Origin of the sequence: Mumia sp. zg.B17 (genome assembly GCF_019550915.1) — a bacterium.
Classification (GTDB): domain Bacteria; phylum Actinomycetota; class Actinomycetes; order Propionibacteriales; family Nocardioidaceae; genus Mumia.
Genome location: NZ_JAHWCI010000002.1, coordinates 241208 through 265643 on the forward strand (window position 1 = coordinate 241208; position 24436 = coordinate 265643).

At 70.0% G+C, this 24436-nt stretch carries 21 protein-coding genes; 16 read left to right on the plus strand and 5 right to left on the minus strand.

What is annotated here, in order from left to right; genetic code table 11:
• Positions 1 to 29 precede the first annotated feature (29 nt).
• Positions 30 to 1118: a YihY/virulence factor BrkB family protein gene (locus tag KV097_RS02505; RefSeq protein ID WP_220364982.1), complete on the plus strand. Its 1089-nt coding sequence runs from the start codon at positions 30 to 32 to the stop codon at positions 1116 to 1118.
• Entirely contained in the window at positions 1115 to 2074 is a 960-nt protein-coding gene (locus KV097_RS02510; RefSeq protein WP_220364983.1) for a serine/threonine dehydratase, read from the plus strand. Before KV097_RS02505 ends, KV097_RS02510 begins: the two co-directional genes overlap by 4 nt.
• Positions 2075 to 2105: 31 nt before the next feature.
• Here KV097_RS02510 and KV097_RS02515 read toward each other — a convergent pair whose 3' ends face one another.
• The gene (locus KV097_RS02515; protein ID WP_220364984.1) at positions 2106 to 3032 is read right to left on the minus strand and encodes a LysR family transcriptional regulator; all 927 of its coding nucleotides are present in this window, start codon (positions 3030 to 3032) and stop codon (positions 2106 to 2108) included.
• 87 nt (positions 3033 to 3119) lie between these two features.
• Between KV097_RS02515 and KV097_RS02520 the strand changes: the two genes are divergently transcribed.
• From KV097_RS02520 to KV097_RS02585, 14 genes are all read left to right on the plus strand, one after another.
• Complete coding sequence (locus KV097_RS02520; protein ID WP_220341947.1) at positions 3120 to 3839, plus strand: succinate dehydrogenase cytochrome b subunit; 720 nt, start codon at positions 3120 to 3122, stop codon at positions 3837 to 3839.
• Between the two features lie 4 nt (positions 3840 to 3843).
• A complete protein-coding gene (locus KV097_RS02525; protein WP_220364985.1) occupies positions 3844 to 5817 on the plus strand; it encodes a fumarate reductase/succinate dehydrogenase flavoprotein subunit in 1974 nt (657 codons plus the stop codon).
• The gene (locus KV097_RS02530) at positions 5814 to 6560 is read left to right on the plus strand and encodes a succinate dehydrogenase/fumarate reductase iron-sulfur subunit (protein ID WP_220341945.1); all 747 of its coding nucleotides are present in this window, start codon (positions 5814 to 5816) and stop codon (positions 6558 to 6560) included. Before KV097_RS02525 ends, KV097_RS02530 begins: the two co-directional genes overlap by 4 nt.
• A 99-nt stretch (positions 6561 to 6659) precedes the next feature.
• Positions 6660 to 7838, plus strand: a complete 1179-nt coding sequence (locus KV097_RS02535; RefSeq protein ID WP_220341944.1) for an amidohydrolase — start codon at positions 6660 to 6662, stop codon at positions 7836 to 7838.
• Between the two features lie 156 nt (positions 7839 to 7994).
• Complete coding sequence (locus tag KV097_RS02540) at positions 7995 to 9065, plus strand: BMP family protein (protein WP_220341943.1); 1071 nt, start codon at positions 7995 to 7997, stop codon at positions 9063 to 9065.
• Positions 9066 to 9175: 110 nt separating this feature from the next.
• On the plus strand, positions 9176 to 10681 hold the full coding sequence (locus KV097_RS02545) for an ABC transporter ATP-binding protein (RefSeq protein ID WP_220364986.1): 1506 nt from the start codon (positions 9176 to 9178) through the stop codon (positions 10679 to 10681).
• A complete protein-coding gene (locus tag KV097_RS02550) occupies positions 10678 to 11769 on the plus strand; it encodes an ABC transporter permease (protein WP_220341941.1) in 1092 nt (363 codons plus the stop codon). Before KV097_RS02545 ends, KV097_RS02550 begins: the two co-directional genes overlap by 4 nt.
• On the plus strand, positions 11766 to 13025 hold the full coding sequence (locus KV097_RS02555) for an ABC transporter permease (protein ID WP_220341940.1): 1260 nt from the start codon (positions 11766 to 11768) through the stop codon (positions 13023 to 13025). Before KV097_RS02550 ends, KV097_RS02555 begins: the two co-directional genes overlap by 4 nt.
• 17 nt (positions 13026 to 13042) lie before the next feature.
• Positions 13043 to 13438, plus strand: a complete 396-nt coding sequence (locus tag KV097_RS02560) for a cytidine deaminase (RefSeq protein WP_220342527.1) — start codon at positions 13043 to 13045, stop codon at positions 13436 to 13438.
• A gap of 23 nt (positions 13439 to 13461) precedes the next feature.
• The gene (locus tag KV097_RS19505; protein WP_220364987.1) at positions 13462 to 14673 is read left to right on the plus strand and encodes a cytochrome P450; all 1212 of its coding nucleotides are present in this window, start codon (positions 13462 to 13464) and stop codon (positions 14671 to 14673) included.
• 2 nt (positions 14674 to 14675) lie between these two features.
• Positions 14676 to 15959: a thymidine phosphorylase gene (locus KV097_RS02570; RefSeq protein WP_374106977.1), complete on the plus strand. Its 1284-nt coding sequence runs from the start codon at positions 14676 to 14678 to the stop codon at positions 15957 to 15959.
• Between the two features lie 23 nt (positions 15960 to 15982).
• The gene (locus tag KV097_RS02575; RefSeq protein WP_220364989.1) at positions 15983 to 17050 is read left to right on the plus strand and encodes an adenosine deaminase; all 1068 of its coding nucleotides are present in this window, start codon (positions 15983 to 15985) and stop codon (positions 17048 to 17050) included.
• Positions 17051 to 17115: 65 nt separating this feature from the next.
• Positions 17116 to 18723, plus strand: a complete 1608-nt coding sequence (locus tag KV097_RS02580; RefSeq protein WP_220364990.1) for a substrate-binding and VWA domain-containing protein — start codon at positions 17116 to 17118, stop codon at positions 18721 to 18723.
• 96 nt (positions 18724 to 18819) lie between these two features.
• Positions 18820 to 20445, plus strand: coding sequence for a substrate-binding domain-containing protein (locus KV097_RS02585; protein ID WP_220345268.1), 1626 nt, complete (start codon positions 18820 to 18822; stop codon positions 20443 to 20445).
• A gap of 38 nt (positions 20446 to 20483) precedes the next feature.
• Here KV097_RS02585 and KV097_RS02590 read toward each other — a convergent pair whose 3' ends face one another.
• Genes KV097_RS02590 through deoC form a run of 4 tightly spaced genes read right to left on the minus strand, consistent with a single transcriptional unit; the run spans position 20484 to position 24391 of the window.
• The gene (locus KV097_RS02590; protein WP_301021513.1) at positions 20484 to 21101 is read right to left on the minus strand and encodes an ATP-binding protein; all 618 of its coding nucleotides are present in this window, start codon (positions 21099 to 21101) and stop codon (positions 20484 to 20486) included.
• Positions 21098 to 21958, minus strand: coding sequence for an aldehyde dehydrogenase family protein (locus KV097_RS02595; protein ID WP_220364991.1), 861 nt, complete (start codon positions 21956 to 21958; stop codon positions 21098 to 21100). The genes KV097_RS02590 and KV097_RS02595 overlap by 4 nt, the downstream gene beginning before the upstream one ends.
• Positions 21955 to 23433: an aldehyde dehydrogenase family protein gene (locus tag KV097_RS02600; RefSeq protein WP_220341933.1), complete on the minus strand. Its 1479-nt coding sequence runs from the start codon at positions 23431 to 23433 to the stop codon at positions 21955 to 21957. Before KV097_RS02600 ends, KV097_RS02595 begins: the two co-directional genes overlap by 4 nt.
• Before the next feature lie 7 nt (positions 23434 to 23440).
• Positions 23441 to 24391: a deoxyribose-phosphate aldolase gene (gene deoC, locus KV097_RS02605; RefSeq protein WP_220345266.1), complete on the minus strand. Its 951-nt coding sequence runs from the start codon at positions 24389 to 24391 to the stop codon at positions 23441 to 23443.
• Between the last annotated feature and the right edge of the window lie 45 nt (positions 24392 to 24436).

A 24436-nucleotide genomic window follows, 5' to 3' on the forward strand; every position in this document is an offset into this window, starting at 1 on the left:
TCGCGGACGCGCGGACGGGGGGAGCGTCGTTGGGCAGGCTGATCGAGCGGGTCAAGGCCTGGTTCGCGTCGGTACGTCGTCGACGACCGTTCGTGGACCACGTGGCCCGGACCGTCGCGCACTTCATCGCGGTACGCGGCAACATCCTGTCGGGAGGCATCACCTACTTCGGGTTCCTCTCGGTGTTCCCGATCCTGGCGCTGGCCTTCTTCGTCGTCGGCTACCTCTCCGAGTACGTCCCCGGCGCGCAGGATGCGCTGGAGACCGCGATCGACCAGATCCTGCCCGGCATCGTGACGACGCAGAGCCCCCCGCCCGACGGCATGATCTCCTTCGACCAGATCGCGGCGAGCCGCAACATCGCCGGTGTGCTGGGTGTCCTGGGTGTCCTCTACACCGGCCTCGGCTTCGTCTCGAACCTGCGGACGTCGCTCGAGGCGGCGTTCGTGGTGCCGCCCAAACGGACGTACGGATTCCTGCCCGGCAAGCTGCGCGACCTCGCAACGCTCGTGCTGGTCGGCATCATCCTGCTGCTCTCGGTCGGGATCTCCGGCGCGGTCACCCGCTACACCGGTGACCTTCTCGACCGGATCGGGATCTACAGCCTGCCGGTCGAGATCGCCGTCGGCGTGCTGAGCGTGGTGCTGGGCGTCGCCTCGAGCACCCTCCTGTTCTTCGCGATGTACGCGATCCTTCCGCACACCGACGTGCCCCCGCACGCCCTGTGGCGCGGCGCGTTCCTCGCAGCGATCGGGTTCGAGGCGATCAAACAGCTCGCGTCGTTCGTCCTGGACGCCGCTGCCGGTGGGGGACTCGCGTCCCTGGCGCTCGCGGTGACGCTGCTGGTCTGGATCCACTTCTTCGCCCAGCTCACCATCTACGGCGCTTCCTGGGCGCTGACCTCGCCCGAGTCCCGCACGCGCGGCGTCGTCGTCGAACCCACGATCGTGCCGTCGATCGGCGCAGAGGTCACTCCGGCAGGCCTCGCCCCAGCGCCGCAGGCGGCGCCAGGGCGAGAGGAGACGGCCACGCCGTCGCGCGTCCTCCTGCTCCTCGCCGGCCTGGCTGTGGCAGCGTGGGCCTGGCTCCGGCACGACAAGGCGAGGAACACACTGTGACCAGAAGACTGCCCTCGAACGCCGAGATCGAGGAGGCGTACGCACGGGTGCGCCCGCTGGTGCGCCGCACTCCGGTCGGCGAGATCGACGGTGGAGACGTCGGGGTCGCCGGACGCGTCCTGCTCAAGCTCGAGCTGCTGCAGCACACCGGCTCGTTCAAGGCGCGCGGCGCGCTCAACACGGTGCTGAGCATGCCCGAGGGCACGACAGGTGCCGTGGCCGCGTCGGGCGGCAACCACGGTGCCGCGGTGGCGTGGGCCTGCGGCATCGCCGGCATCGAGGCGGACGTCTTCGTCCCCTCGACCTCTCCGACCGAGAAGGTGCGGCGGATCGAGCAGTACGGGGCGACCGCGCACGTCGTCGACGGCTGGTACGCCGCCGCGTACGAGGCCTCGCGTGCCTGGGCGGAGGGCCGCGCCGTGGTGCCGGTGCACGCCTACGACGAGGACACGATCGTGGCCGGGGCGGCGGGGGTCGGGGTCGAGATCGGCGACCAGGCGCCGTACGCCCGACGGGTCCTGGTGCCGTGTGGTGGTGGCGGGCTCTACAGCGGCACCGCGCTCGCCCTGCGCGACCAGATCCCGGTGGTCCCCGTCGAGCCGGACCGCTGCCCCTCGCTCACCGCCGCGCTGGCCGCCGGTGCGCGGGTCGACGTCGAGGTGTCGGGGGTGGCGGCGGACTCGCTCGGCGCGGCGCGGACCGGTGAGCGGGCGTTCGCGGTCGCCCGCGAGCTCGGAGCCGAGCCGATGCTGGTCAGCGACGACCAGATCCTCGCCGCACGACGTCTGCTGTGGGACGAGTGTCGGGTGCTCGCCGAGCCCGGAGGTGTGACCGCGCTGGCGGCGCTGGTCGCGGGCAAGGCGGACGTCCGCGAGGGCGAGACGGTGGTCGTCGTCATCTCCGGCGGCAACCACCCGACCATCCCCGACGACGTGGTGGCCACGGTCTCTCGCTGACTCGGGGCCGAGGCAGGTTTGAGAGGCAGGGTCAGCCGATCAGGTCCACGTCGACGCCCAGGTCCTCGGCGGCGAGCCCGCGCAGGTGCTCGACGAGGAGGTCGCGGAAGGCGCGGGGGGCCAGCGGGAGCGCCTCCGTACGGCGGTGTGCGAGCGCGATGGTCCGGGTGAGCTCCGGCTCGCCGATCGGGGTGCCGCGCAGCGACGGGCGTGACGGCAGCACCATGCCGGGGACCACCGCGTAGCCGAGCCCGGCCTCGACGAACCGCAGGACCGCGTTCATCTCGCCGCCCTCGATCGCCAGGGTCGGCTCGAAGCCGGCGTCGAGGCAGGCCTTCATCGTGGTGTCGCGCAGGTCGTAGCCCTCGCGGAACATCACCAGCGGCACGCCCTCGAGGTCGCGGACGGCGAGGGGATCTTTGCCGGGAGCCGGCGCGTCTGCGGGCCCGGCGACCACCAGGCGCTCGCGCAGCAGCGGCGTGGCGACGAGGTCGGGATCGTCGCTGCGCAGGGGCACGATCACGAGCGCCAGGTCCAGGTCTCCTCGGCCGAGCGCGCGGGTCAAGGTGCGGGAACCGCCCTCGGTCACCTCGAGCTCGATCCCCGGGTAGGCCGAACGGAAGGCGATCAGGGCGTCGGCCATCAGGCCCTCCCACATCGAGGGCGTCGCCCCGACGCGGACGCGACCGCGTTGGAGGCCGGCCACCTCCCTGACGGCGCGCAGGCCCTCGTCGTGCTCGATGATGATCTCCTGGGCGTGGGGGAGAAGCGCTTCGCCGGCGGGGGTGAGCCGGACGGCTCCACGCTCACGCTCGAACAGCGCGGTGCCGAGCGAGTTCTCCAGGACTCGGATCTGTTTGGACAGGCTCGGCTGAGAGACGCCGCAGTCGTCCGCGGCCTGGGTGAAGTGCCGCGTTCGGGCGACCGCGACGAAGTAGGTCAGCTGCTGGATCTGCACGACTCCAGTGTGCCATGCCTGTTGGCTATGAAAGTGAGCCTCAGTATGACTTAGCGCAGTCGGTGGAGTGCGGCCTATCGTGAGCGGGTGGCGACAACCGAGATCACCAAACCGCGACCGGGCGCCCGACGCTCCACGGTCGCGCTCAAAGCACTCATGGCGGTCAGCGGCCTCATCATGGTCGGCTACCTCCTGCTCCACATGTACGGCAACCTCAAGGTCTTCAGCGGCCAGGCGGCCTTCGACGAGTACTCGCACCACCTGCGCACGCTCGGCGAGCCGCTCCTCCCTTATGAGGGACTCCTCTGGATCATCCGCGTGGTGCTGCTCGCGGCGATCATCGCCCACGTCTACGCGGCCGTGGTGCTGACGATCCGAGACCGCAAGGCGACCCGCACCTCCCCGGGATCCCGCTACAAGTCGAAGAAGAACAAGCGCGGCTTCCAGCGCAGCTACGCGTCGTTCACCCTCCGGTGGGGCGGCGTGATCATCTTCCTCTTCATCATCTTCCACCTGCTGAACCTCACGACGAACGACATCGCCCCGGGCGGCGCCTCGCCGAGCCCGTACGAGCGGGTCCTCAACACGTTCGGCGAGTGGTACATGGTGCTCGCCTACACGGTGGCGCTGCTGGCGGTGGGCTTCCACCTCCGTCACGGCGTGTGGGCCGCGGGCATGACCCTCGGCGCCAACACCAGCGCCAAGGCACGTCGCAACCTCAACCTTCTCGCGTACGCGGTCTCGGGAATCATCACCATCGGCTTCCTGATCCCGCCGTTCGCCATCTTCTTCGGATGGGTGGGCTGACCCCATGACCGTCAACGTCTCGGAACGCACCGACGACTTCACCGACCTCTACGACCTCGGCGCCCCGATCGCCGACACGAAGGCGCCCGACGTCGACGTGACCAAGCGCTGGGAGACCCGCCGCTTCGAGGCCAAGCTGGTCAACCCGGCCAACCGCCGCAAGCTCAAGGTCATCATCGTCGGGACCGGCCTCGCCGGCGCCTCGGCGGCTGCCACCTTGGGTGAGGCCGGCTACCAGGTCACCAGCTTCTGCTACCAGGACAGCCCGCGACGGGCGCACTCGATCGCCGCGCAGGGTGGCATCAACGCCGCCAAGAACTACCGTAACGACGGCGACTCGATCTATCGGCTGTTCTACGACACGGTCAAGGGCGGCGACTTCCGGAGCCGGGAGTCCAACGTCTACCGGCTCGCCGAGGTCTCGGTCGAGATCATCGACCAGTGCGTCGCCCAGGGCGTGCCCTTCGCCCGTGAGTACGGCGGACTCCTCGACAACCGCTCGTTCGGCGGCGTGCAGGTCTCGCGCACGTTCTATGCGCGCGGCCAGACCGGCCAGCAGCTGCTGATCGGCGCCTACCAGGCGCTGGAGCGTCAGGTCGCCGCGGGGACCGTCGTCAACCACACCCGCCACGAGATGCTCGAGGTGATCGTCGCCGACGGCCGCGCCCGCGGGGTCGTGGTGCGTGACATGGTCACCGGCGAGATCGAGTCGCACTTCGCCGACGCCGTCGTCCTCGCGACCGGCGGCTACGGCAACGTCTTCTTCCTGTCGACCAACGCGATGGGGTCCAACGTCACCGCGCCCTGGCGGGCGCACCGCAAGGGCGCCTACTTCGGCAACCCCTGCTACACGCAGATCCACCCGACCTGCATCCCCGTCTCGGGCGCCTACCAGTCCAAGCTCACCCTGATGAGCGAGTCGCTGCGCAACGACGGCCGCATCTGGGTCCCCAAGAAGGCCGGCGACGACCGTCCGGCCGCGGAGATCCCCGAGGAGGAGCGCGACTACTACCTGGAGCGCCAGTACCCGGCGTTCGGCAACCTCGTGCCTCGTGACATCGCCTCGCGCGCCGCCAAGTACGTCTGCGACGAGGGCCGTGGCGTCGGTCCCGGCGGCCTCGGGGTCTACCTCGACTTCGCCGACGCGATCGCCCGCCTCGGACGCGCCACGGTCGAGGCGAAGTACGGCAACCTCTTCGACATGTACGCCCAGATCACGGGCGAGAACCCGTACGAGACGCCGATGCGGATCTATCCGGCCGTGCACTACACGATGGGCGGGCTGTGGGTCGACTACGACCTGCAGAGCTCCATCCCGGGCCTGTTCGTGACCGGCGAGGCCAACTTCTCCGACCACGGCGCGAACCGTCTCGGGGCGAGCGCGCTGATGCAGGGTCTGGCCGACGGCTACTTCGTCCTGCCCAACACGCTGGCGAACTACCTGGCCGACGGCCCGTACGAGCCGGTCGATGAGTCGCACCCCGCTGCCGTCGAGGCCAAGCAGCAGGTCACCGACCGCATCGAGAAGCTGCTGTCGATCAACGGCACCCGGACGGTCGACTCCTTCCACCGCGAGCTCGGCACCATCATGTGGGAGTACTGCGGCATGGCGCGGTCCGAGGGCGGGCTGCTCAAGGCGATCGAGCTCATCCGTGAGCTGCGCACGGAGTTCTGGCGAGACGTCAAGGTGACCGGCGTCAACGAGGACCTCAACCAGACCCTCGAGCGCGCCGGCCGGGTGGCCGACTTCATCGACCTCGGCGAGCTGATGTGCATCGACGCGCTCCACCGCCGCGAGTCCTGCGGAGGCCACTTCCGTGTCGAGAGCCAGACCGAGGACGGTGAGGCGCTGCGTCACGACGACGAGTACGCCTACGTCGCGGCCTGGGAGTTCGGTGGGGACGGCGGCAAGCCGATCCTGCACAAGGAAGCACTGGTGTACCAGAACGTCGAGATGAAGCAGCGGAGCTACAAGTGAAGATCACCATTCGTGCGTGGCGTCAGGCCAACACTTCCGACCAGGGCACGATGGTCGGCTACGAGCTGGACGACGTCTCGGAGCACATGTCGTTCCTCGAGATGCTCGACGTGCTCAACGAGCGCCTCACCCTCGAGGGGGAGGAGCCGATCGCCTTCGACAGCGACTGTCGCGAGGGCATCTGCGGCATGTGCGGCGTGGTCATCAACGGGCTGGCGCACGGCCCGGAGCGTACGACCACCTGCCAGCTGCACATGCGGTCCTTCAACGACGGCGACGTCATCGACATCGAGCCGTGGCGCTCGGCGAGCTTCCCGGTGGTCAAGGACCTCGTCGTCGACCGCGGGGCGTTCGACCGCATCATCCAGGCGGGCGGCTACATCAGCGCTCCGACCGGATCGGCGCCCGAGGCCAACAACCTCCCCGTTCCCAAGGAAGACGCCGACCGCGCCTTCGAGGCGGCCGCCTGCATCAGCTGTGGCGCTTGTGTCGCCGCCTGCCCGAACGGCTCGGCGATGCTCTTCACCGCCGCCAAGATCACCCACCTCGGCCTGCTCCCGCAGGGACAGCCCGAGCGCGCCGAGCGCGTGGTGAGCATGGTGGAGCAGCACGACGCCGAGGGCTTCGGCAACTGCACCAACATCGGCGAGTGCACGGCAGCCTGCCCCAAGGGCATCCCGCTCGAGACGATCTCGCGGCTCAACCGCGACCTGCTCGGAGCGCTCGCCAAGGGCAAGGACTGACCGACGTCCGTCCGACGGCCCGCACCTGGAGCAGGTGCGGGCCGCCGACTTGCCGCCGGCCGGGGCGGTGCGACCGAGACCTCGCGATAACCTGAGGCCATGCCCACGCCCGCGGACCTCGTCGCGGCCGTCGACGCACTCGTGCCCGACCTGCTCGACGTCCGCCGTGACCTGCACGCCCATCCGGAGCTGTCCTGGCAGGAGCACCGCACCACCGACGTCGTGGCGGGCTGGCTGGACAAGTTCGGGATCGAGTCGACGCGACTGGACCCGACAGGGCTCGTCGCCGAGGTCGGTGACGCCGAGGGACCCGTCGTGGCGTTGCGCGCCGATCTCGACGCCCTGCCCATCACAGACAAGACCTCCGACCCGTGGCGCTCGTCCGTGCCCGGTGTGACGCACGCGTGCGGCCACGACGTCCACACCGCGGCCCTCATCGGGGCGGCCGGCGCCCTCGCGCGGCACGCGCACGACGGAGGGCTCCCTGTCCGGGTGCGGCTGGTGTTCCAGCCCGCCGAGGAGGTGATGCCCGGTGGTGCGCTGTCGATCCTCGCCGCGGGCGCGCTGTCGGGCGTCTCTCGGGCGTTCGCGCTGCACTGCGACCCCTCTCTCGACGTCGGGCTCGTGGGGCTGCGAGAGGGCTCCATCACCGGTGCCGCCGACCGGGTGCGGGTCCAGCTCAGCGGCCGTGGGGGCCACACGTCGCGTCCTCATCTCACCCAGGACCTCACCTTCGCCCTGGCGACGCTCTGCACCCAGCTGCCCGCGGCGCTCTCGCGACGGCTCGACCCGCGCGCCGGGGCCAGTCTCGTGTGGGGCAGCATCAACGCGGGCAGCGCTCCCAACGTCATCCCCGCGACCGGCGAGGCCTCCGGGACGCTGCGCATGCTCGACGCCACCGCCTGGCACGAGGCGGAGCACCTCGTGCGGGCGCTCGTCCGCGAGATCGTCTCTCCGTACGGCGTGGATGCCGAGGTCACCTACACCCAGGGCGTCCCGCCGGTCGTCAACGACGTGGAGTCGACCGAGATCCTGCGCGACGCGGTCGCCGTCGCCCTCGGCCCGACCGCCGTGACGACGACCAGCCAGAGCCTCGGAGGCGAGGATTTCGCCTGGTTCGTCGAGTCGGTCCCTGGATCGATGGGACGGCTCGGGACCCGCACACCTGGCGGACCGACGTACGACCTCCACCAGGGCAACCTGCGCATCGACGAGCGGGCCGTGGCGATCGGCGCGAAGGTCCTCGCCATGTCGGCGCTGGCGAGCGCGACGGTCTGACCACCCCGCGCGGACCGGTGTGGCGCCGATAACAAGTGCGCATCTACCTGGGGGTCTGTGGTTCGTGCCGCAGACGTCGGGGTTATGGTTCGAAAATCCTCCGGGCCTGGCCCGGGCACGAACAAATTTCCTGACTGAGGAGTCCCCTTGCGTCGAATGGGCAAGATCACCGCGCTGGCCGCGGTGGCTGCGCTGGCTCTCGCCGGCTGCGGCAGCGACGATGACAGCGATGACGACAACGCGAAGTCGGGCGGCAACGCGCTCGACTGCGCGGCCGCCAAGGGGGACGGCCCCAACGTCGGCATCGCCTACGACGTGGGCGGTCAGGGCGACAAGTCCTTCAACGACGCCGCCGCCGTCGGCGTCAAGAAGGCCGTCGACGAGCTCGACGCCACCTGCACCGAGGCCGAGGCCCAGGACGGCGAGGCCGAGTCCGCTCGTGAGGACCGTCTCCGCCAGCTCGCCGACGGAGGCCACAACCCGATCCTCGCGGTCGGCTTCCTCTACAGCGAGTCGGTCAACAAGGTCGCTCCGGACTACCCGGAGGTCAACTTCGACGTCGTCGACGGCTTCGATCCCGACGACCAGCCCAACGAGAACGTCGCCTACCTCGGGTTCGCCGAGGAGCAGGGCTCGTTCCTCGTCGGCGCTGCCGCGGCACTCAAGTCCAAGACCGGAACCGTCGGCTTCGTCGGCGGCGTGAACTCCGACCTCATCAACAAGTTCGAGGCCGGATACGTCGCAGGCGCCAAGCAGGCCAAGCCGGACATCAAGGTCCAGGTGAAGTACATCGAGGAGTCCGACGCGAGCGGCTTCAACGATCCCGCCGGGGGCAAGGCCGCCGCAACCGGGATGTTCGACCAGGGCGCCGACGTGGTCTACCACGCCGCCGGCGGCTCGGGTGCCGGTGTCTTCCAGGCCGCTGTCGAGGCCGGTGACGGCATGTGGGCCATCGGCGTCGACTCCGACCAGTGGCTGACCGCCTCGAAGTCCGAGAAGCCGCACATCCTGACCTCGATGCTCAAGCGCGTCGACGTCGCCAGCTTCGACGCGATCAAGGCAGTCGACGAGGGCAAGCCGCTCGTCGGCTACAAGGTCTACGATCTCAAGTCCGACGGCGTCGGCTACGCCACCTCCGGTGGGTACGTCGACGACATCGAGGGTGAGCTCAACGGCTACGCGGACGAGATCAAGAGCGGCAAGATCAAGGTTTCGGCAGCGCCGTGATCGCCAGGTAGGGCCTCGAGTCCTATCGTGACGGTCGTGGCAGCGGACCCGGGGTGGCGTCCAGTCACCCCGGGTCCGAGCCCGTTCAGCTGGAGTTCAGAAGGAGCACGATGACGACCTCCGCGGTGGAGCTCCAGGGAATCGAGAAGCGCTTCCCCGGCGTAGTCGCGAACCACGACGTCAACATGCGGATCGCGCCGAGCACGGTCCACGCCGTCATCGGCGAGAACGGCGCGGGCAAGTCGACGTTGATGAAGATCCTGTACGGGGTGCAGAAGCCGGACGCGGGGACCATCCAGGTCGACGGTGAGGTCGTCTCGTTCTCGAGCCCGTCCGATGCGATCGCGCACGGGATCGGGATGGTCTTCCAGCACTTCATGCTGGCCGACAACCTGACGGTCCTCGAGAACGTCGTCCTCGGGGCCGAGAAGCTCCATGGCACCGGCGCGAAGGCTCGTGCCGAGGTCCGAGCGATCTCCGAGCGATTCGGGTTCCACCTGGACCCCGACGTGCTCGTCGAGTCGCTGGGCGTCGCCTCCCGGCAGCGGCTCGAGATCCTGAAGGTGCTGTACCGCGGCGCCAAGATCATCATCCTCGACGAGCCGACCGCCGTGCTCGTCCCGCAGGAGGTCGAGGCGCTCTTCGCGAACCTCGAAGGACTGAAGGCCGAGGGTCACACCATCCTGTTCATCTCCCACAAGCTCGACGAGGTCCTGTCGATCGCCGACGCGATCACGGTCCTGCGTCGCGGGACCACCGTCGGCCACCCCGACCCGTCGAGCGCCACCAAGCGGCAGCTGGCCGAGCTCATGGTCGGGTCCGAGCTGCCGTCGCCCGCGACCGAGGAGTCGACCGTCACCGAGACCGTCCAGCTGTCGGTCGAGGACCTCACGATGGTCGACGAGTTCGGCCGTACGGTCCTCGAGGGGATCAACCTGCAGATCCACCGCGGCGAGGTTCTGGGCATCGCCGGCGTGGAGGGCAACGGGCAGAACGAGCTCGTCGAGGGCATCCTCGCCATGCGGCCCGCCACCGGCCGGGTGCGCCTCGGGGACGAGGACATGTCCCGCTGGGGGACACGACGCCGGCGCGCAGCAGGTGTGGGCTACATCCCGGAGGACCGGCACCGGCACGGACTCCTCCTCGACTCCCCGCTCTGGGAGAACCGCATCCTCGGGCACACCTACGAGGACGTCGCCGTCAAGGGCGGCTGGATCAACCGCGGTGGATCGCGGCGGGACGCGGAGCGGATCGTCGAGCAGTACGACGTCCGGACCCCCGGCATCGACACGATCGCCCGCGCGCTGTCCGGCGGCAACCAGCAGAAGTTCATCGTCGGGCGCGAGCTCTCCGGTGAGCCGAGCCTGCTCATCGCCTCCCACCCCACCCGAGGCGTCGACGTCGGTGCCCAGGCAGCGATCTGGGACCAGATCAAGGACGCCCGCCGGGCTGGCCTCGCGGTCCTGCTGATCTCTGCCGACCTCGACGAGCTCATCGGCCTCTCCGACCGGATCGAGGTCATCCTGCGGGGTCGCCTCGTCGGCACCTTCGACCCGCGTACGGTCACCCCGCAGGACCTCGGTGAGGCCATGACGGGCGGACAGGAGGAAGAATGAACCGCCTGCGCAACATCGCCGTGGCCGTGGCCGCGCCCCTCCTCGCGATCGCGTTCTCGCTCGCGGTCACGAGCCTGGTCATCGAGATCTCCGGCGGCTCTGCCGCTGACTTCATCGGGATCATCTTCTCCTGGCCGGCCGACCGGATCCTGGTCAACATCGCCAACCAGACGTCGTTGATCTACCTCTCCGCGCTCGCCGCCGCCGTCGGCTTCCGGATGAACCTCTTCAACATCGGTGTCGAGGGCCAGTACCGCATGGCCGCGTACGCCGGTGCGCTGTTCGCGGGGGCTGCGCTCCTGCCCGGTGCTCTCAACGTGATCGGGGCGCTGCTGGTGGCCGTGGCGGCCGGCGCCGCCTGGGCCGGGATCGCAGGCCTGCTGCGCGTGACGCGCGGCGTCAGCGAGGTCATCTCGACGATCATGCTGAACGCCATCGCGGTGACGATCACCGGCTACCTGATCAACACCTACGGCGTCAAGGCCGGTGACTCCCGCCGTACCGAGGTGATCCCCGAGTCCAGCCAGGTGCCGGGCTGGCAGCCCTTCGAGAAGGCCGCCGGGGAGGTCTGGACCCTCGGCCTGCTCGCCGTCCTCGCGGGAGTCGCCTTCTGGCTCGTGCTCAACAAGACACGGTTCGGCTTCGACCTGCGAGCCACCGGGCAGTCGGAGTCCGCCGCGGTCGCGAGCGGTGTGAACACCAAGAAGATGACGATCCTGACGATGCTCATCTCCGGCGGCATCGCCGGCCTCATCTGGATGCCGTCGCTGTTCGGCAGCGCCCACTACTACGGCACCACCTTCCAGGTCGGTCTCGGCTTCACGGGCATCGCGGTGGCACTCCTCGGGCGCAACCGAGCGCTGCCGATCGCCTTCGCCGCCCTGCTGTTCGCCTATCTCAACGAGCAGTCGAACCGCCTCACGATCGAGGCCGGCATCTCGGTCGAGGTCATCCAGATCACCCAGGGCATCATCGTGCTCGCCGTGGTCATCGCCTACGAGCTGGTGCGTCGATATCGCGTCCGGTCCGAGGAGCAGAGGGTCGCCCAGGCCCGCCAGGACGCGACCACCGAGGAGGTCCCGGCATGAGCACCGTGGTCACGACGACGACGCCGCCGCCTCCTCCCGCACCGTCGGCCTCGGTCGGACGGTCGTACCGCTGGCTGATCGTCACCTTCGGCTTCCTGGCGATCGTGTCGTCGGTGCGGCTGATCAGCGGCGCCCACGAGATCGACTCCGTGGGCACCATCCAGGCCGCTCTGATCGCGACCTGCCCGATCCTGCTCGCCGCGCTCGGCGGCGTCTGGGCCGAGCGCGCCGGCATCGTCAACATCGGGCTCGAGGGACAGATGATCCTCGGGACCTGGGGTGCGGCCTACTTCACCTACTTCTACGGTCCGTGGGGCGGCCTCCTCGGTGCCGCGCTCATGGGCGCCCTCGGCGGCCTCCTTCACGCCGTCGCCACGGTGACGTTCGGGGTCGACCACATCGTCTCCGGTGTCGCGCTCAACATCATCGGCGCCGGAGCCGTCGCGTTCCTCGCCGAGGCCTACTTCCGGGACCTCGACGGCGGCGGCATCAAGCAGCTCACCGGTCTCGAGACGCCACCCAAGGTGGAGATCCCCTGGCTGGGCGACGCCGCGGCCGAGCTCGCCGGCAAGCACTGGTTCGTGATCTCCGACCTCGCGGCGGTGGTCGCAGCGCTCACCCGCAACATGTCGATCATGGTCTACCTGGTGGCGGCACTCGTGCTGTTCACGGCATGGATCCTGTGGCGCACGACCTTCGGACTCCGGCTGCGCTCGTGCGGAGAGAACCCGCAGGCTGCGGAGACCCTCGGGGTCAACGTCTATCTCTTCAAGTACGTCGCGGTCGTCATCTCCGGTGTCTTCGCCGGTCTCGGTGGCTACATGCTCGTGCTCGTGGCCTCCAGCGGCTTCGTCACCGGGCAGACCGGTGGCCGTGGCTACATCGGGCTCGCGGCCATGATCTTCGGCAACTGGCGACCGTTCGGCGCCGCGGGCGCCGCGACGATGTTCGGCTACACCGACGCGATGCAGCTGCGCAACGCCGACGCCGTGCACGCGCTGCTGCTCCTGGTCGCGGTGCTGCTCCTGGTCTTCACCGTCCTGCGCCTGCGGCAGGGCGACCGCAAGAACGCGATCCTCTTCGCCGCCGTGGGTGTCGGCTTCCTGGCGTGGTTCCTGCTGAGCGACGAGGTGCCGCGCGAGTTCGCCGGCATGACGCCGTACGTCGCGACGCTGCTGGTGCTCGCGCTCGGAACACAACGGCTGCGGATGCCCGCGGCCGACGGGAAGCCGTACCGGAAGGGGCAGGCAGGATGACGGACGCAACACCCACGGTGACCGTCGACTGGCCCGCCCTGCGCGAGGCGGCTGTCGCGGTGATGGAGCGCGCGTACGCTCCGTACTCGCGCTACCGCGTGGGTGCGGCGGGCCTGGTCGACGACGGCCGTGTCGTGGTCGGCTGCAACGTCGAGAACGCGGCGTACGGGGTCGCGCTCTGCGCCGAGTGCGGGATGGTCTCGGCGCTGCACTCCACCGGAGGTGGTCGCCTAGTCGCCGTGGTGTGCGTCGACGGCCATGGCGACCCGGTGATGCCGTGCGGTCGGTGCCGTCAGCTGCTCTGGGAGAGCGGTGGGCCCCAGATGCTCCTGGACGGGCCGCGTGGCGTCGTGCCGATGACCGAGGTCCTCCCGGACGCCTTCGACGACGGCGACCTCGCGACGGGCCGCTGAGCGCCGCGGGCGATGATGGAGGCGTGAAGACCGACGTCGACCTCAGCGATCCCGCGTTCGTCGCGGATCCGTACCCGGTGCTCGCCGAGCTGCGTGCCGCAGGCCCGCTGCTGTGGCACGAGCCGTCCCGGCGCTGGCTCGCCACCACCCACGACGCGGTCAGCCAGACGCTGCGCAACCGACGGCTCGGCCGCCTGTGGCGGGACTGGGAGCCGGTCGACGACATGGAGCCGTTCAACGCTCTGCACCGCAACCAGATGATGGAGAACGAGCCGCCCGCACACACGCGGCTGCGGCGGCTCGTCGCCGGTGCCTTCGGGCGCGGCCACGTCGAACGGATGCGGCCACGCGTCGAGGCGCTGACCGCAGGGCTGCTCGACGGGCTCTCGGGCACGGCCGACATCCTCGGCGACTACGCCGAGCCGCTGCCGGTCTACGTGATCTGCGACCTGCTCGGTGTGCCGGGCGCCGACCACGCGCAGCTGCGCGCGTGGTCGCAGGCCATCGTGCACATGTACGAGCAGGGCGTCGACGACACGACCAAGCGGGAGGCCATCGAGGCGAGCGTGGCCTTCAGCGCGTACGTCGCCGAGCTGGTGGACGAGCGCAAGGCGCAGATGGCGCGGGGCATCCGCGGGGAGGACCTTCTCACCGACCTCATCGCCGAGCGAGACACCGCCTCGGGCGGCGCGGCCCGCCTCAGCGAGGACGAGCTGGTCGCCACCGTGGTGCTGCTGCTCAACGCCGGTCACGAGGCCTCGGTCAACGTCTTCGGCAACGGAGTCCATGCGCTCCTGTCGCACCCCGAGCAGCGTGACCGCGTGCTCTCCGGGGAGGTGTCGGTGACCACGGCGCTCGAGGAGATGATCCGTTACGACGCGGCGCTGCAGATGTTCGAGCGGACGGCGACCGAGGACGTCGACGTCGCCGGCACCCTGGTCCGCGAGGGCGACACGGTCGCCTGTCTCATGGGATCGGCCAACCGTGACGCCGCCGTCTTCACCGACCCCGAGGCGTTCGACGTCGCCCGCGATCCGAACCCGCACGTCGGCTTCGGGATGGGACTGCACTTCTGCCTCGGTGCACCGCTGGCCAGGATGGAGCTCGAGATCTCGATCTCGCGCCTCCTCCAGCGGTTCCCCCGGCTGGAGCTGACCGGGGTCGCCCCGCGTCGGCCCACCTGGGTGCTGCGAGGCTTCGAGTCCGTACAGATCAACCTCGGGGAGGCAGCATGACGATGTCAGGGCACGACGCGGTCGAGGTGATCGCGGCGAAGCGGGACGGCCACGTGCTGACCGGATCTCAGATCGACTGGGTCGTCGACGGCTTCACCAGCGGTGAGGTCGCCGACGTGCAGATGGCCTCGCTGGCGATGGCGATCGTGCTCAACGGCATGGAGTTCACCGAGATCGCCCGGTGGACCGACGCGATGATCCGCAGCGGTGAGCGGATGGACTTCTCCGGTCTCTCGTGGCCGACCGCGGACAAGCACTCGACCGGGGGAGTGGGCGACAAGATCACGCTCCCGCTCGCCCCGCTCGTCGCGGCCTGCGGCGTCGCGGTCCCGCAGCTGTCGGGCCGTGGACTGGGCCACACCGGTGGCACCCTCGACAAGCTCGAGTCCATCCCGGGCTGGCGCGCCGAGATCTCCAACGAGGAGATGATGGCCCAGCTCGAGGACGTGGGCGCCGTGATCTGCGCGGCGGGCAAGGGGTTGGCGCCGGCCGACAAGAAGCTCTATGCGCTGCGCGACGTCACCGGCACCGTCGAGTCGATCCCGCTGATCGCGAGCTCGATCATGAGCAAGAAGATCGCCGAGGGGACGGGCTCGCTGGTCCTGGACGTGAAGGTCGGGTCCGGCGCGTTCATGAAGGACCTCGACGCCGCACGCGAGCTCGCCCGCACGATGGTCGCGCTCGGCAAGGACGCAGGCGTCGACACCCGCGCCCTGGTCACCGACATGTCGACACCTCTCGGGCTGACCGCGGGCAACGCGATGGAGGTGCGCGAGTCGGTCGAGGTGCTCGCGGGCGGTGGTCCCGCGGACGTCGTGGAGCTCACGGTCGCCCTGGCGGGGGAGATGCTCTCGGCCGCCGGCCGAGAAGACGTCGACCCGGCCGACGTGCTGGCGTCCGGTCGCGCGATGGACGTCTGGCGCCGGATGATCACGGCCCAGGGTGGGGACCCCGATGCCGAGCTGCCTCGTGCCCGCGACATCCAGGTGGTCGCTGCCGAGCGTGACGGCTTCGTCACCCGGCTGGACGCGATGGCCGTCGGGCTCGCCGCCTGGCGCCTGGGCGCAGGCCGCTCGCGGCCCGGGGAGTCGGTGCAGGCGGCGGCCGGTGTCGAGCTGCACGTGCGGCCCGGTGACGCCGTGCGCGAGGGGGAGCCCCTCATGACGCTGCACACGGACACGCCGGAGCGGTTCCCCCGCGCCCTCGCCGCGCTCGAGGGTGGCTACGACATCGGCGACGCGGCGCCCTCCGTGGCCGGCTCCCCGGTCCTGGAGCGCATCGTCTGACAGCGGCGAACTAGGCTGACCCGATGGTCAGTCCCGAGCAGATCGCACGCGTCCCGAAGGTCCTCCTGCACGATCACCTCGACGGCGGTGTGCGTCCGTCGACCGTCGCCGACATCGCGGACCGCACAGGGCACGAGCTGCCGGTCGACGATCACGCCGCGCTCGGGCAGTGGTTCGCCGACGCCGCGAACTCGGGCAGTCTCGTGCGCTACCTCGAGACGTTCGAGCACACGGTCGGTGTCATGCAGACCACCGAGGACCTCGTGCGTGTGGCGCGCGAGTGCGCCGAGGACCTCGCCGACGACGGCGTCCTCTATGCCGAGGTGCGCTGGGCGCCCGAGCAGCACCTTCGTGAAGGGCTCTCGCTGACCGGCGCCGTCGACGCGGTACGCGAAGGCTTCGCCCAGGGAACGGCGGAGGCCGCACGTCGCGGCCGCACGATCCACGCGCGGCAGATCCTGACGGCCATGCGGCACCAGGCGCGGTCGTTGGAGATCGCCGAGCTGGCGGTCGCCTACCGCGATCGCGGTGTCGTCGGTTTCGACATCGCCGGAGCGGAGGCCGGCTATCCTCCGACCCGCCACCTCGACGCCTTCGAGTACATGCATCGCGAGAACGCCCACTTCACCATCCACGCGGGTGAGGCGTTCGGGCTGCCGTCGATCTGGCAGGCGATCCAGTGGTGCGGTGCCGACCGGCTCGGTCACGGCGTGCGCATCATCGACGACATCGACATCAGTGACCCAGAGCGTCCCGGACTGGGCCGGCTGGCGGCGTACGTCCGTGACAAGCGCATCCCGCTCGAGCTGTGCCCGTCGTCGAACGTGCAGACCGGGGCGGCCGCGTCGATCGCCGAGCACCCCATCGGCACGCTCGCTCGGCTCGGCTTCCGGGTGACGGTGAACACCGACAACCGCCTCATGAGCCAGACCTCGTTGTCACGCGAGATGGGCCTTCTGGTGGACGCCTTCGGCTACGACCTGGACGACCTCAGATGGTTCACGGTGAACGCGATGAAGAGCGCGTTCCTGCCGTTCGACGAGCGCCTCGCACTGATCCAAGATGCGATCAAGCCTGCTTATGGTATTTAGCAATTCGGACTCTGCTACCTTGTGCGCAGTCGTGTGTGAAACGTGCCACGAGTTAGGGAGATTCTATGGGCGGGCGTCATGCCGTTGCCAAGGAGTCCGATTCCGGCCACAAGTGGCAGTACGGCATCGGGCTCGTGGTCATCGCCACCATTTTGACCGGGGTGTTCGTCCTTCAGGAGGACGACAACCCCGCTGCTGCGTCGTGCTCCACGACGCGCGACGTCACCGTCGCGGCCGCGCCTGAGATCGCGCCGGTCGTCGAGGCGGCGACCAAGCGCGTCAGCGGCGACGCGTGCGCGAAGTTCACGGTCGAGCCACAGGCTCCCGCTCTCGTCGCGCAGACGTTGGCGATCGGCGAAGGCGCACCCGATCTCTGGATCCCGGACTCGTCGCTCTGGCTCGCCCGCGTCAGCGCGCAGCTCGTCGAGGGCGCGCAGGGGCCTCAGGAGATCGCCAAGTCGGTTGCCCTGTCACCGATCGTCCTGGCGCTGCCCAAGGACGGCCCCGGGCGTCCGGAGACGTGGCTCCAGGCGATGTCGGACCCGAAGTTCACGACCGGGGACGCGCTCGCCACGACCTCGGCGGCTGTCCCTCTGCTTGCGGCGCAGGCCGAGGCGGCCAAGGGGCTGACGAGTGCCGACCAGGTCAGCGCGACGATGGTCACCATCGCCCAGCGGCAGTCGGTCACCACACCCAAGACCAATCCGTCGGAGCTCCTCGCGGAGGTTGCGAAGGCCGGGGGCAGCACGGTCGTGAGCGAGCAGGCGTTTGCCGCGCAGGAGGCCAGCCCGTTCGTCGCGGTCGTCCCCCAGACGGGCAGTCTGCTACTCGACTACCCGATGGCGGCGACGTCGGACAACCCGGGCAACAAGGAGGTCGGCAAGGCGCTCGCCTCGGCGCTCGGTTCGGCCGACGGCGTCAAGGACCTCACCGCCGCCGGGTTCCGGACCCCGAAGGGCGAGCCCCTGCCCGAGGGCGTGGGCGTCGGCAAGTTCGCCCCCATCACGATCGACAACCCTCAGCTGGTCGCGCAGACGTTGCGCAAGTGGTCCGTCATCGCCCTGCCGGCGCAGATGCTCTCGGTGGTCGACGTGTCGGGCTCGATGGAGGCGCAGGCCGGTGACTCGAGCCGGATGGCGTTGACCGTCGAGGCGGCGCTGACCGGCCTTTCGCTGATGCCCGACTCCTGGTCGGTCGGCTCGTGGGCCTTCTCCCACCGGATCGACGGCACGCAGGACTGGAAGAAGCTCGCCGCGATCCGCAAGCTCGGCACCGTCACCGATGGCGTCAAGCACCGTGATCTCGTCGTCGACGCGACGCGATCGATGCCCTCGCTCGTCGGAGGCGGCACCGGCCTGTACGACACGACCCTCGCGGCGTGGCGCACGGTGCAGGCGCAGTACGACCCGAAGTCGATCAACTCGGTCGTGATCCTGACCGACGGAAAGAACGAGGACGCCAACAGCCTCTCGCTGTCGGAGCTGCTCGCCACGCTGCAGCGCGAGCGTGACCCCGCTCGCCCGGTGATCGTCATCACGATCGGCATCACGAAGGACGCGGACGCATCGGCGCTCGAGAAGATCGCGAAGGCCACGGGCGGCCAGTCCTACATCGCCCGTGAGCCGGACGAGATCGCGAACGTGTTCGTCAAGGCACTGGAAGCCCGCGGTTAGCTCCACCCGCATGCCGTCGCTCCGCCCGGGACATCGGGGCGGAGCGGCGGCGTCGAGGGACGCCGCCGGCAGCCGTTCACGAGTCAAGGAGCAGACATGGGCGGGCGACACGCCGGGGACAAGGACCTGGGGGCTCGCGGGGGCCTGAAGTACGCGGTCGGTGCCGTGGCGCTCGTGGTCGCGGTCGCGGTGGTCGGCGTTCTGGTGGCTCGCCACGACGACCCTTCCGCATCAGCAGGGTGCGGCTCGGACGTGGTGGTCCGGGTCGCCGTCGCCCCGGAGGCGGAGGATCTCGTCGCCGCGGCAGCACGACGTGTGGATCGCGGCTCGTGCCTCACCTATGACGTGGTGGGAGAGCCCCCGGCGCTCACCGCGCAGTCGGTGGCGATCGGTGACGGCGCGCCGGAGCTGTGGGTCCCGGACTCGTCGGTGTGGGTGTCGCGGGTGTCGTCCCAGCTCGTCGAGGGCGTCGCTGCGCCGAAGACGGTCGTGCGTTCGATCGCCAGCACCCCTGTGGTCCTGGCGTGGCCGAAGTCAGACGGACCCCACCCCTCGTCCTGGCTCTCGGTGCTCACCAGCGCGACGTTCACCGCGGGCGACCCGCTCGCCACTGCCACCGCCGCGGGGCCGCTCCTCGCTGCCTACGCGGAAGCTGCCCGCGGAGTCTCGCCCACGACGTTCAACACCGTGAGTGCCGCTCAGGTGAGGCTCGCGCAGCGCCAGTCCGGCAACCCGCCTCCGACCGATCCCGCGGCGCTGCTCGCGGCGGTCGCGAAGTCGGGCGGCAGCACGGTCGTCAGCGAGCAGGCGTTCAACGCCTGGTCCGAGTCGTCTGCCGCGTTCGACCCGGTGCTGCCGACCTCGGCCAGCCTCGCGCTCGGCTATCCGCTGGTGGCGGTCTCCGGTGACTCCGAGCACGACGAGGCGGCGGAGGCACTGGGTGATGCGCTGATGTCGAAGCCTTCACAGGCCGCGTTCACGAAGGCCGGGTTCCGCTCTCCTCTGGGTGAACCCTTGGAGTCGGGACGGAGCGTCGGTGACTTCGAGGCGATGTCCCTCTCGGACGACGCGATCGTCGCCGACACCATCAAGCGGTGGTCGCTCATCGCGATGCCGGCCCGGGCGCTCGCGGTGATCGACGTGTCCAAGCAGATGAAGGCGCGTGCTGGCGGGTCGACCAAGATGGCGCTGACCGCGCAGGCCGCACTCAAGGGCCTTGGCCTGATGCCGGACTCGTGGGCGCTCGGTACGTGGGTGTTCTCCGAGAAGCTCGACGGCAAGAAGGACTGGAAGGCGCTCGCATCGATGCAGCGCCTGGACGCGAAGGACGGGGCGGGCACCCAGCGCCAGAAGGTGACCCGTGTCATCCAGAGTCTGCCCAAGCGGGTCGGTGGGCGCACCGGGCTCTATGACGTGACGCTCGCGGCCTACCGTGAGGTGCAGGCGTCCTACGATCCCAAGACGGTCAACTCGGTGATCATCCTGACCGGCGGGCGCAACGACGACCCCGGGAGCATCTCCCAGGGCGAGCTCGTGGCGGCGCTGCAGCGCGAGCGGGACCCAGCCCGTCCGGTCGTGGTGGTGGCGATCGGTATCACCCAGGACGCGGACGGCTTCGCCCTGCAGAAGATCGCCACGGCCAGCGGCGGGCAGGTCTACCTCGCGCGCGAGCCGGACGAGATCGTGGACGTCTTCATCAACGCCTTGCAGTCGCGCTACTGAGCCTTCGCGCTACTGAGCCGTCACCCTCGTCGCCGCCGTCACCGTCGTGTGGCGGCGGCGACGATGTCGATGTGGCGCTCGGCCCGGCGTGGCGTCATCGGGCGGCAGCCGTGGTCGACCGCCTCCGCGACGACGGTCGGTTCCTCCCGCATGAGGTGCCAGCCGCGTCGGAGGAGAACGGGGAGCGGCTTGCGCTTCTCGCGCAGGTCGCGCACGAGCCGGAGGACGAATGTGACGACGCGGTGGTGCCGCACGCAGATGGCGTCGGCGAGGAGCCCGCGCCGCGCGAGCTCGGCGACGACCGCCTGGGCGAACAGCCCTTCGGCCACCACCGTTGTGGCGTCACCGAGAGCGACCGTGTGCCTCCCCGTCTGCCGGCTGAGGGCGATGTCGTACACAGGGACCTCGACCTCGCCGGTCGTGCACAGGCGCTCGAGGGCGTCGCACGCGGCGGCGGCGTCCCACGATCGGGCGTCGTCCCAGTCGACGACCTCGGTGTCGCCGAACGTGATGGTCGGCAGCAGCGGGTCGTCGCCCTCGCGGTAGAAGTCGTCGAGCCGGACCACGGGCAGGCCGCTGCGTTCGGCCACGCGGGACTTGCCGGAGCCTGACGGCCCGGTGAGGACCACGACCCCGGGGGAGCGGTGAGCGGTCACACGCCGACGGGGTGCCAGACGGTCTTCGTCTCGAGGAAGGCCGTCATCCGGGAGAGCGACGGCTCTGCAGCCCAGTCGGGCCTGCTCGGGCGTACGACGCGCTTCAGGTTGACGGCGGCCTCCGCCTCGAGGTCGGTGGCGAGCGAAGCGTCGTCGACGCCGGTGAGGTCGAGCCCGTTGACGTCCAGATGACCGGCGAGCCACGGGGCGACGTCCGCTGCGTCCGCAGTGAGGATGTTGACGACCCCACCGGGCACGTCGGACGTGGCGAGGACCTCGGAGAGCGTCACCGCGGGGAGCGGGCGGGCGTACGACGTCACGACCACCGCGGTGTTGCCGGAGACGATGACGGGAGCCAGCACGCTGACGAGCCCGAGGAGGCTGTCGTCCTGCGGCGCGACCGCGACGACCACGCCCGTCGGCTCGGGGGACGACAGGTTGAAGTAGGGGCCGGCCACCTGGTTGGCGTTGCCGGTGACCTGCGCGAGCTTGTCGGCCCACCCTGCGTACCAGACCCACCGGTCGACCGCGGCGTCGACGACCTTCGAGGCCTGCTGGGTGCTGAGGCCCTCGGCCGAGACGACGTCGGACGTGAACTGGTCGTGGCGACCCTCGATCATCTCAGCCACCCGATAGAGGATCTGTCCGCGGTTGTAGGGGGTGCGGGCGCTCCAGCCGCCGAAGGCCTTCCGGGCCGCACCGACCGCGTCTCGGCCGTCCTTGCGCGACGCCTTGGCGGCGTTGGCGAGGAAGCGTCCCTCGGTGTCGAGGACCTCGTAGGTGTGCCCCGACTCCGACCGCGGGAACGACCCGCCGATGTAGAGCTTGTAGGTCTTGCGCACGTCGAGCCGGCTCATGCGGTCTCGCCCTCCTGCAGGTATGCGGCGAGGCCCTGGCGGCCACCCTCGCGGCCGTAGCCGGACTCCTTGTAGCCGCCGAAGGGCGACGCCGGGTCGAACTTGTTGAACGTGTTGGCCCACACCACGCCGGCTCGCAGCCGGTCGGCGATGGCCAGGATGCGCGAGCCCTTGTCGGTCCACACTCCGGCCGAGAGGCCGTACGGGGTGTTGTTGGCCTTCGCGACCGCCTCGTCGGGTGTCCTGAAGCTGAGGACCGACAGCACGGGGCCGAAAATCTCCTCGCGCGCGATCCGGTGCGCCTGCGTGACGCCGGTGAACACCGTCGGTGCGTACCAGAAGCCGGAGCTCGGCAGCTCGCACGGTGGCGACCAGCGCTCGGCACCCTCGGCGTCACCCGCGTCGGCGAGCTCGGTGATGCGCTCGAGCTGCTCGCGCGAGTTGATCGCCCCGATGTCGGTGTTCTTGTCGAGCGGGTCGCCCACGCGCAGGGTCGCCATCCGGCGCTTGAGCCGTTCCATCACCTCGTCGTAGACGTTCTCCTGGACGAGCAGCCGCGACCCGGCACAGCAGACGTGGCCCTGGTTGAAGAAGATGCCCGAGACGATGCCCTCGATCGCCTGGTCCATCGGCGCGTCCTCGAAGACGATGTTGGCAGCCTTGCCGCCGAGCTCGAGGGTGAGTCGCTTGTTCGTGCCCGCGACCGCACGGGCGATCTGTCGACCCACGTCGGTGGAGCCGGTGAACGCGACCTTGTCGACGCCCGGGTGCGACACGAGCGTCTGACCGGTCGTTCCCGCGCCCGTCACGATGTTGACGACGCCCGGCGGGAGATCGGCCTGCTGGCAGATCTCGGCGAACAGCAGCGCGGTGAGGGGCGTCGTCTCGGCCGGCTTGAGGACGACGGTGTTGCCGGCGGCGAGGGCCGGCGCGATCTTCCAGCTGAGCATGAGCAGCGGGAAGTTCCACGGGATGACCTGTGCGGCGACGCCGAGCGGGCGCGGGTTGGCGCCGAGGCCGGCGTACGACAGCTTGTCGGCCCATCCCGCGTAGTAGAAGAACCACTGCGAGACCAGCGGGATGTCGACGTCGCGCGACTCGCGGATCGGCTTGCCGTTGTCGAGCGACTCGAGCACGGCCAGCTCTCGGCTCCGCTCGGCGAGGATGCGGGCGATCCGGTAGAGGTACTTCGCGCGCTCGCGGCCCGGCATCCGGGACCAGCCGGCGAACGCCCGCCGCGCGGCGTCCACGGCGAGGTCGACGTCGGCCTCGGTGGCCTCGGTGACCTCGGCGAGGACCTCTTCGGTGGCGGGGTTGACCGTCTTGAACGTACGGCCGTCGCTGCCCTCGGTGAACGCGCCGTCGATGAACAACCCGTACGAGGGCTGGAGGTCGACGACGGAGCGCGACTCGGGGGCGGGCGCGTAGTCGAGCCCGGTCGGGGGGACAACGGGGGGATCGGTGAACTCAGCCATCGGTGCCTCAGTCGATCGTCACGTAGTCGGGGCCGGAGTAGCGACCGGTCTTGAGCTTCTGTCGCTGCATCAGCAGGTCGTTCAGCAGGCTCGACGCGCCGAACCGGAACCAGGTCGGCGTCATCCAGTCGATCCCTGCGGTCTCGTTGACCGTCACGAGGTACTTGATCGCGTCCTTGGTGGTGCGGATCCCGCCGGCGGGCTTCACGCCCACCTGGCGGCCGAAGGCGTCGCGGTAGTCGCGGACCGCCTCGAGCATCAACAGGGTGACCGGCAGCGTGGCGGCCGGGGAGACCTTGCCCGTGCTCGTCTTGATGAAGTCGGCGCCGGCCAGCATCGCCAGCCACGACGCCTTGCGGACGTTGTCGTACGTCGCGAGCTCGCCGGTCTCCAGGATGACCTTGAGGTGGGCGTGGGTGCCGTCGGGGCGCTCGCACGCGGCGCGGACCGCGACGATCTCCTCGTAGACCTTCTGCAGGTCGCCGGCGAGGAAGGCGCCCCTGTCGATGACCATGTCGATCTCGCTCGCGCCGGCAGCGACGGCGTACTCGGTGTCGATCACCTTCACCTCCAGCGGTGCGCGGCCGGAGGGGAACGCGGTCGCGACGCTGGCCACGCCGACAGGGGCGTCGCCGAGGGCCTCGCGCGCTGTGCCGACGAGGTCGGGATAGACGCAGACGGCGGCGACACGGGGGCAGGTCGGGTCGGAGGGGTCCGGACGCAGCGCCTTGGCGGCGAGGGAGCGGACCTTGCCGGGGGTGTCGGAGCCCTCGAGGGTGGTCAGGTCGACCATCGAGATCGCGAGGTCGATCGCGGTGCGCTTGGCGTCCTTCTTGATCGATCGGGTCGCGAGCGCGGCGGCGCGTGCCTCCAGTCCGACCTGGTCGACGCCCGAGAGGTCGCCCAGCACGGTCCGGACGTCAGCGGCGTTGCCGAGGTCGGTCGGTGTCGTGGTCACCCCGACAGTCTAGGCGGGGGCCTTGGGGCGCCGTCCCCGCGCTGC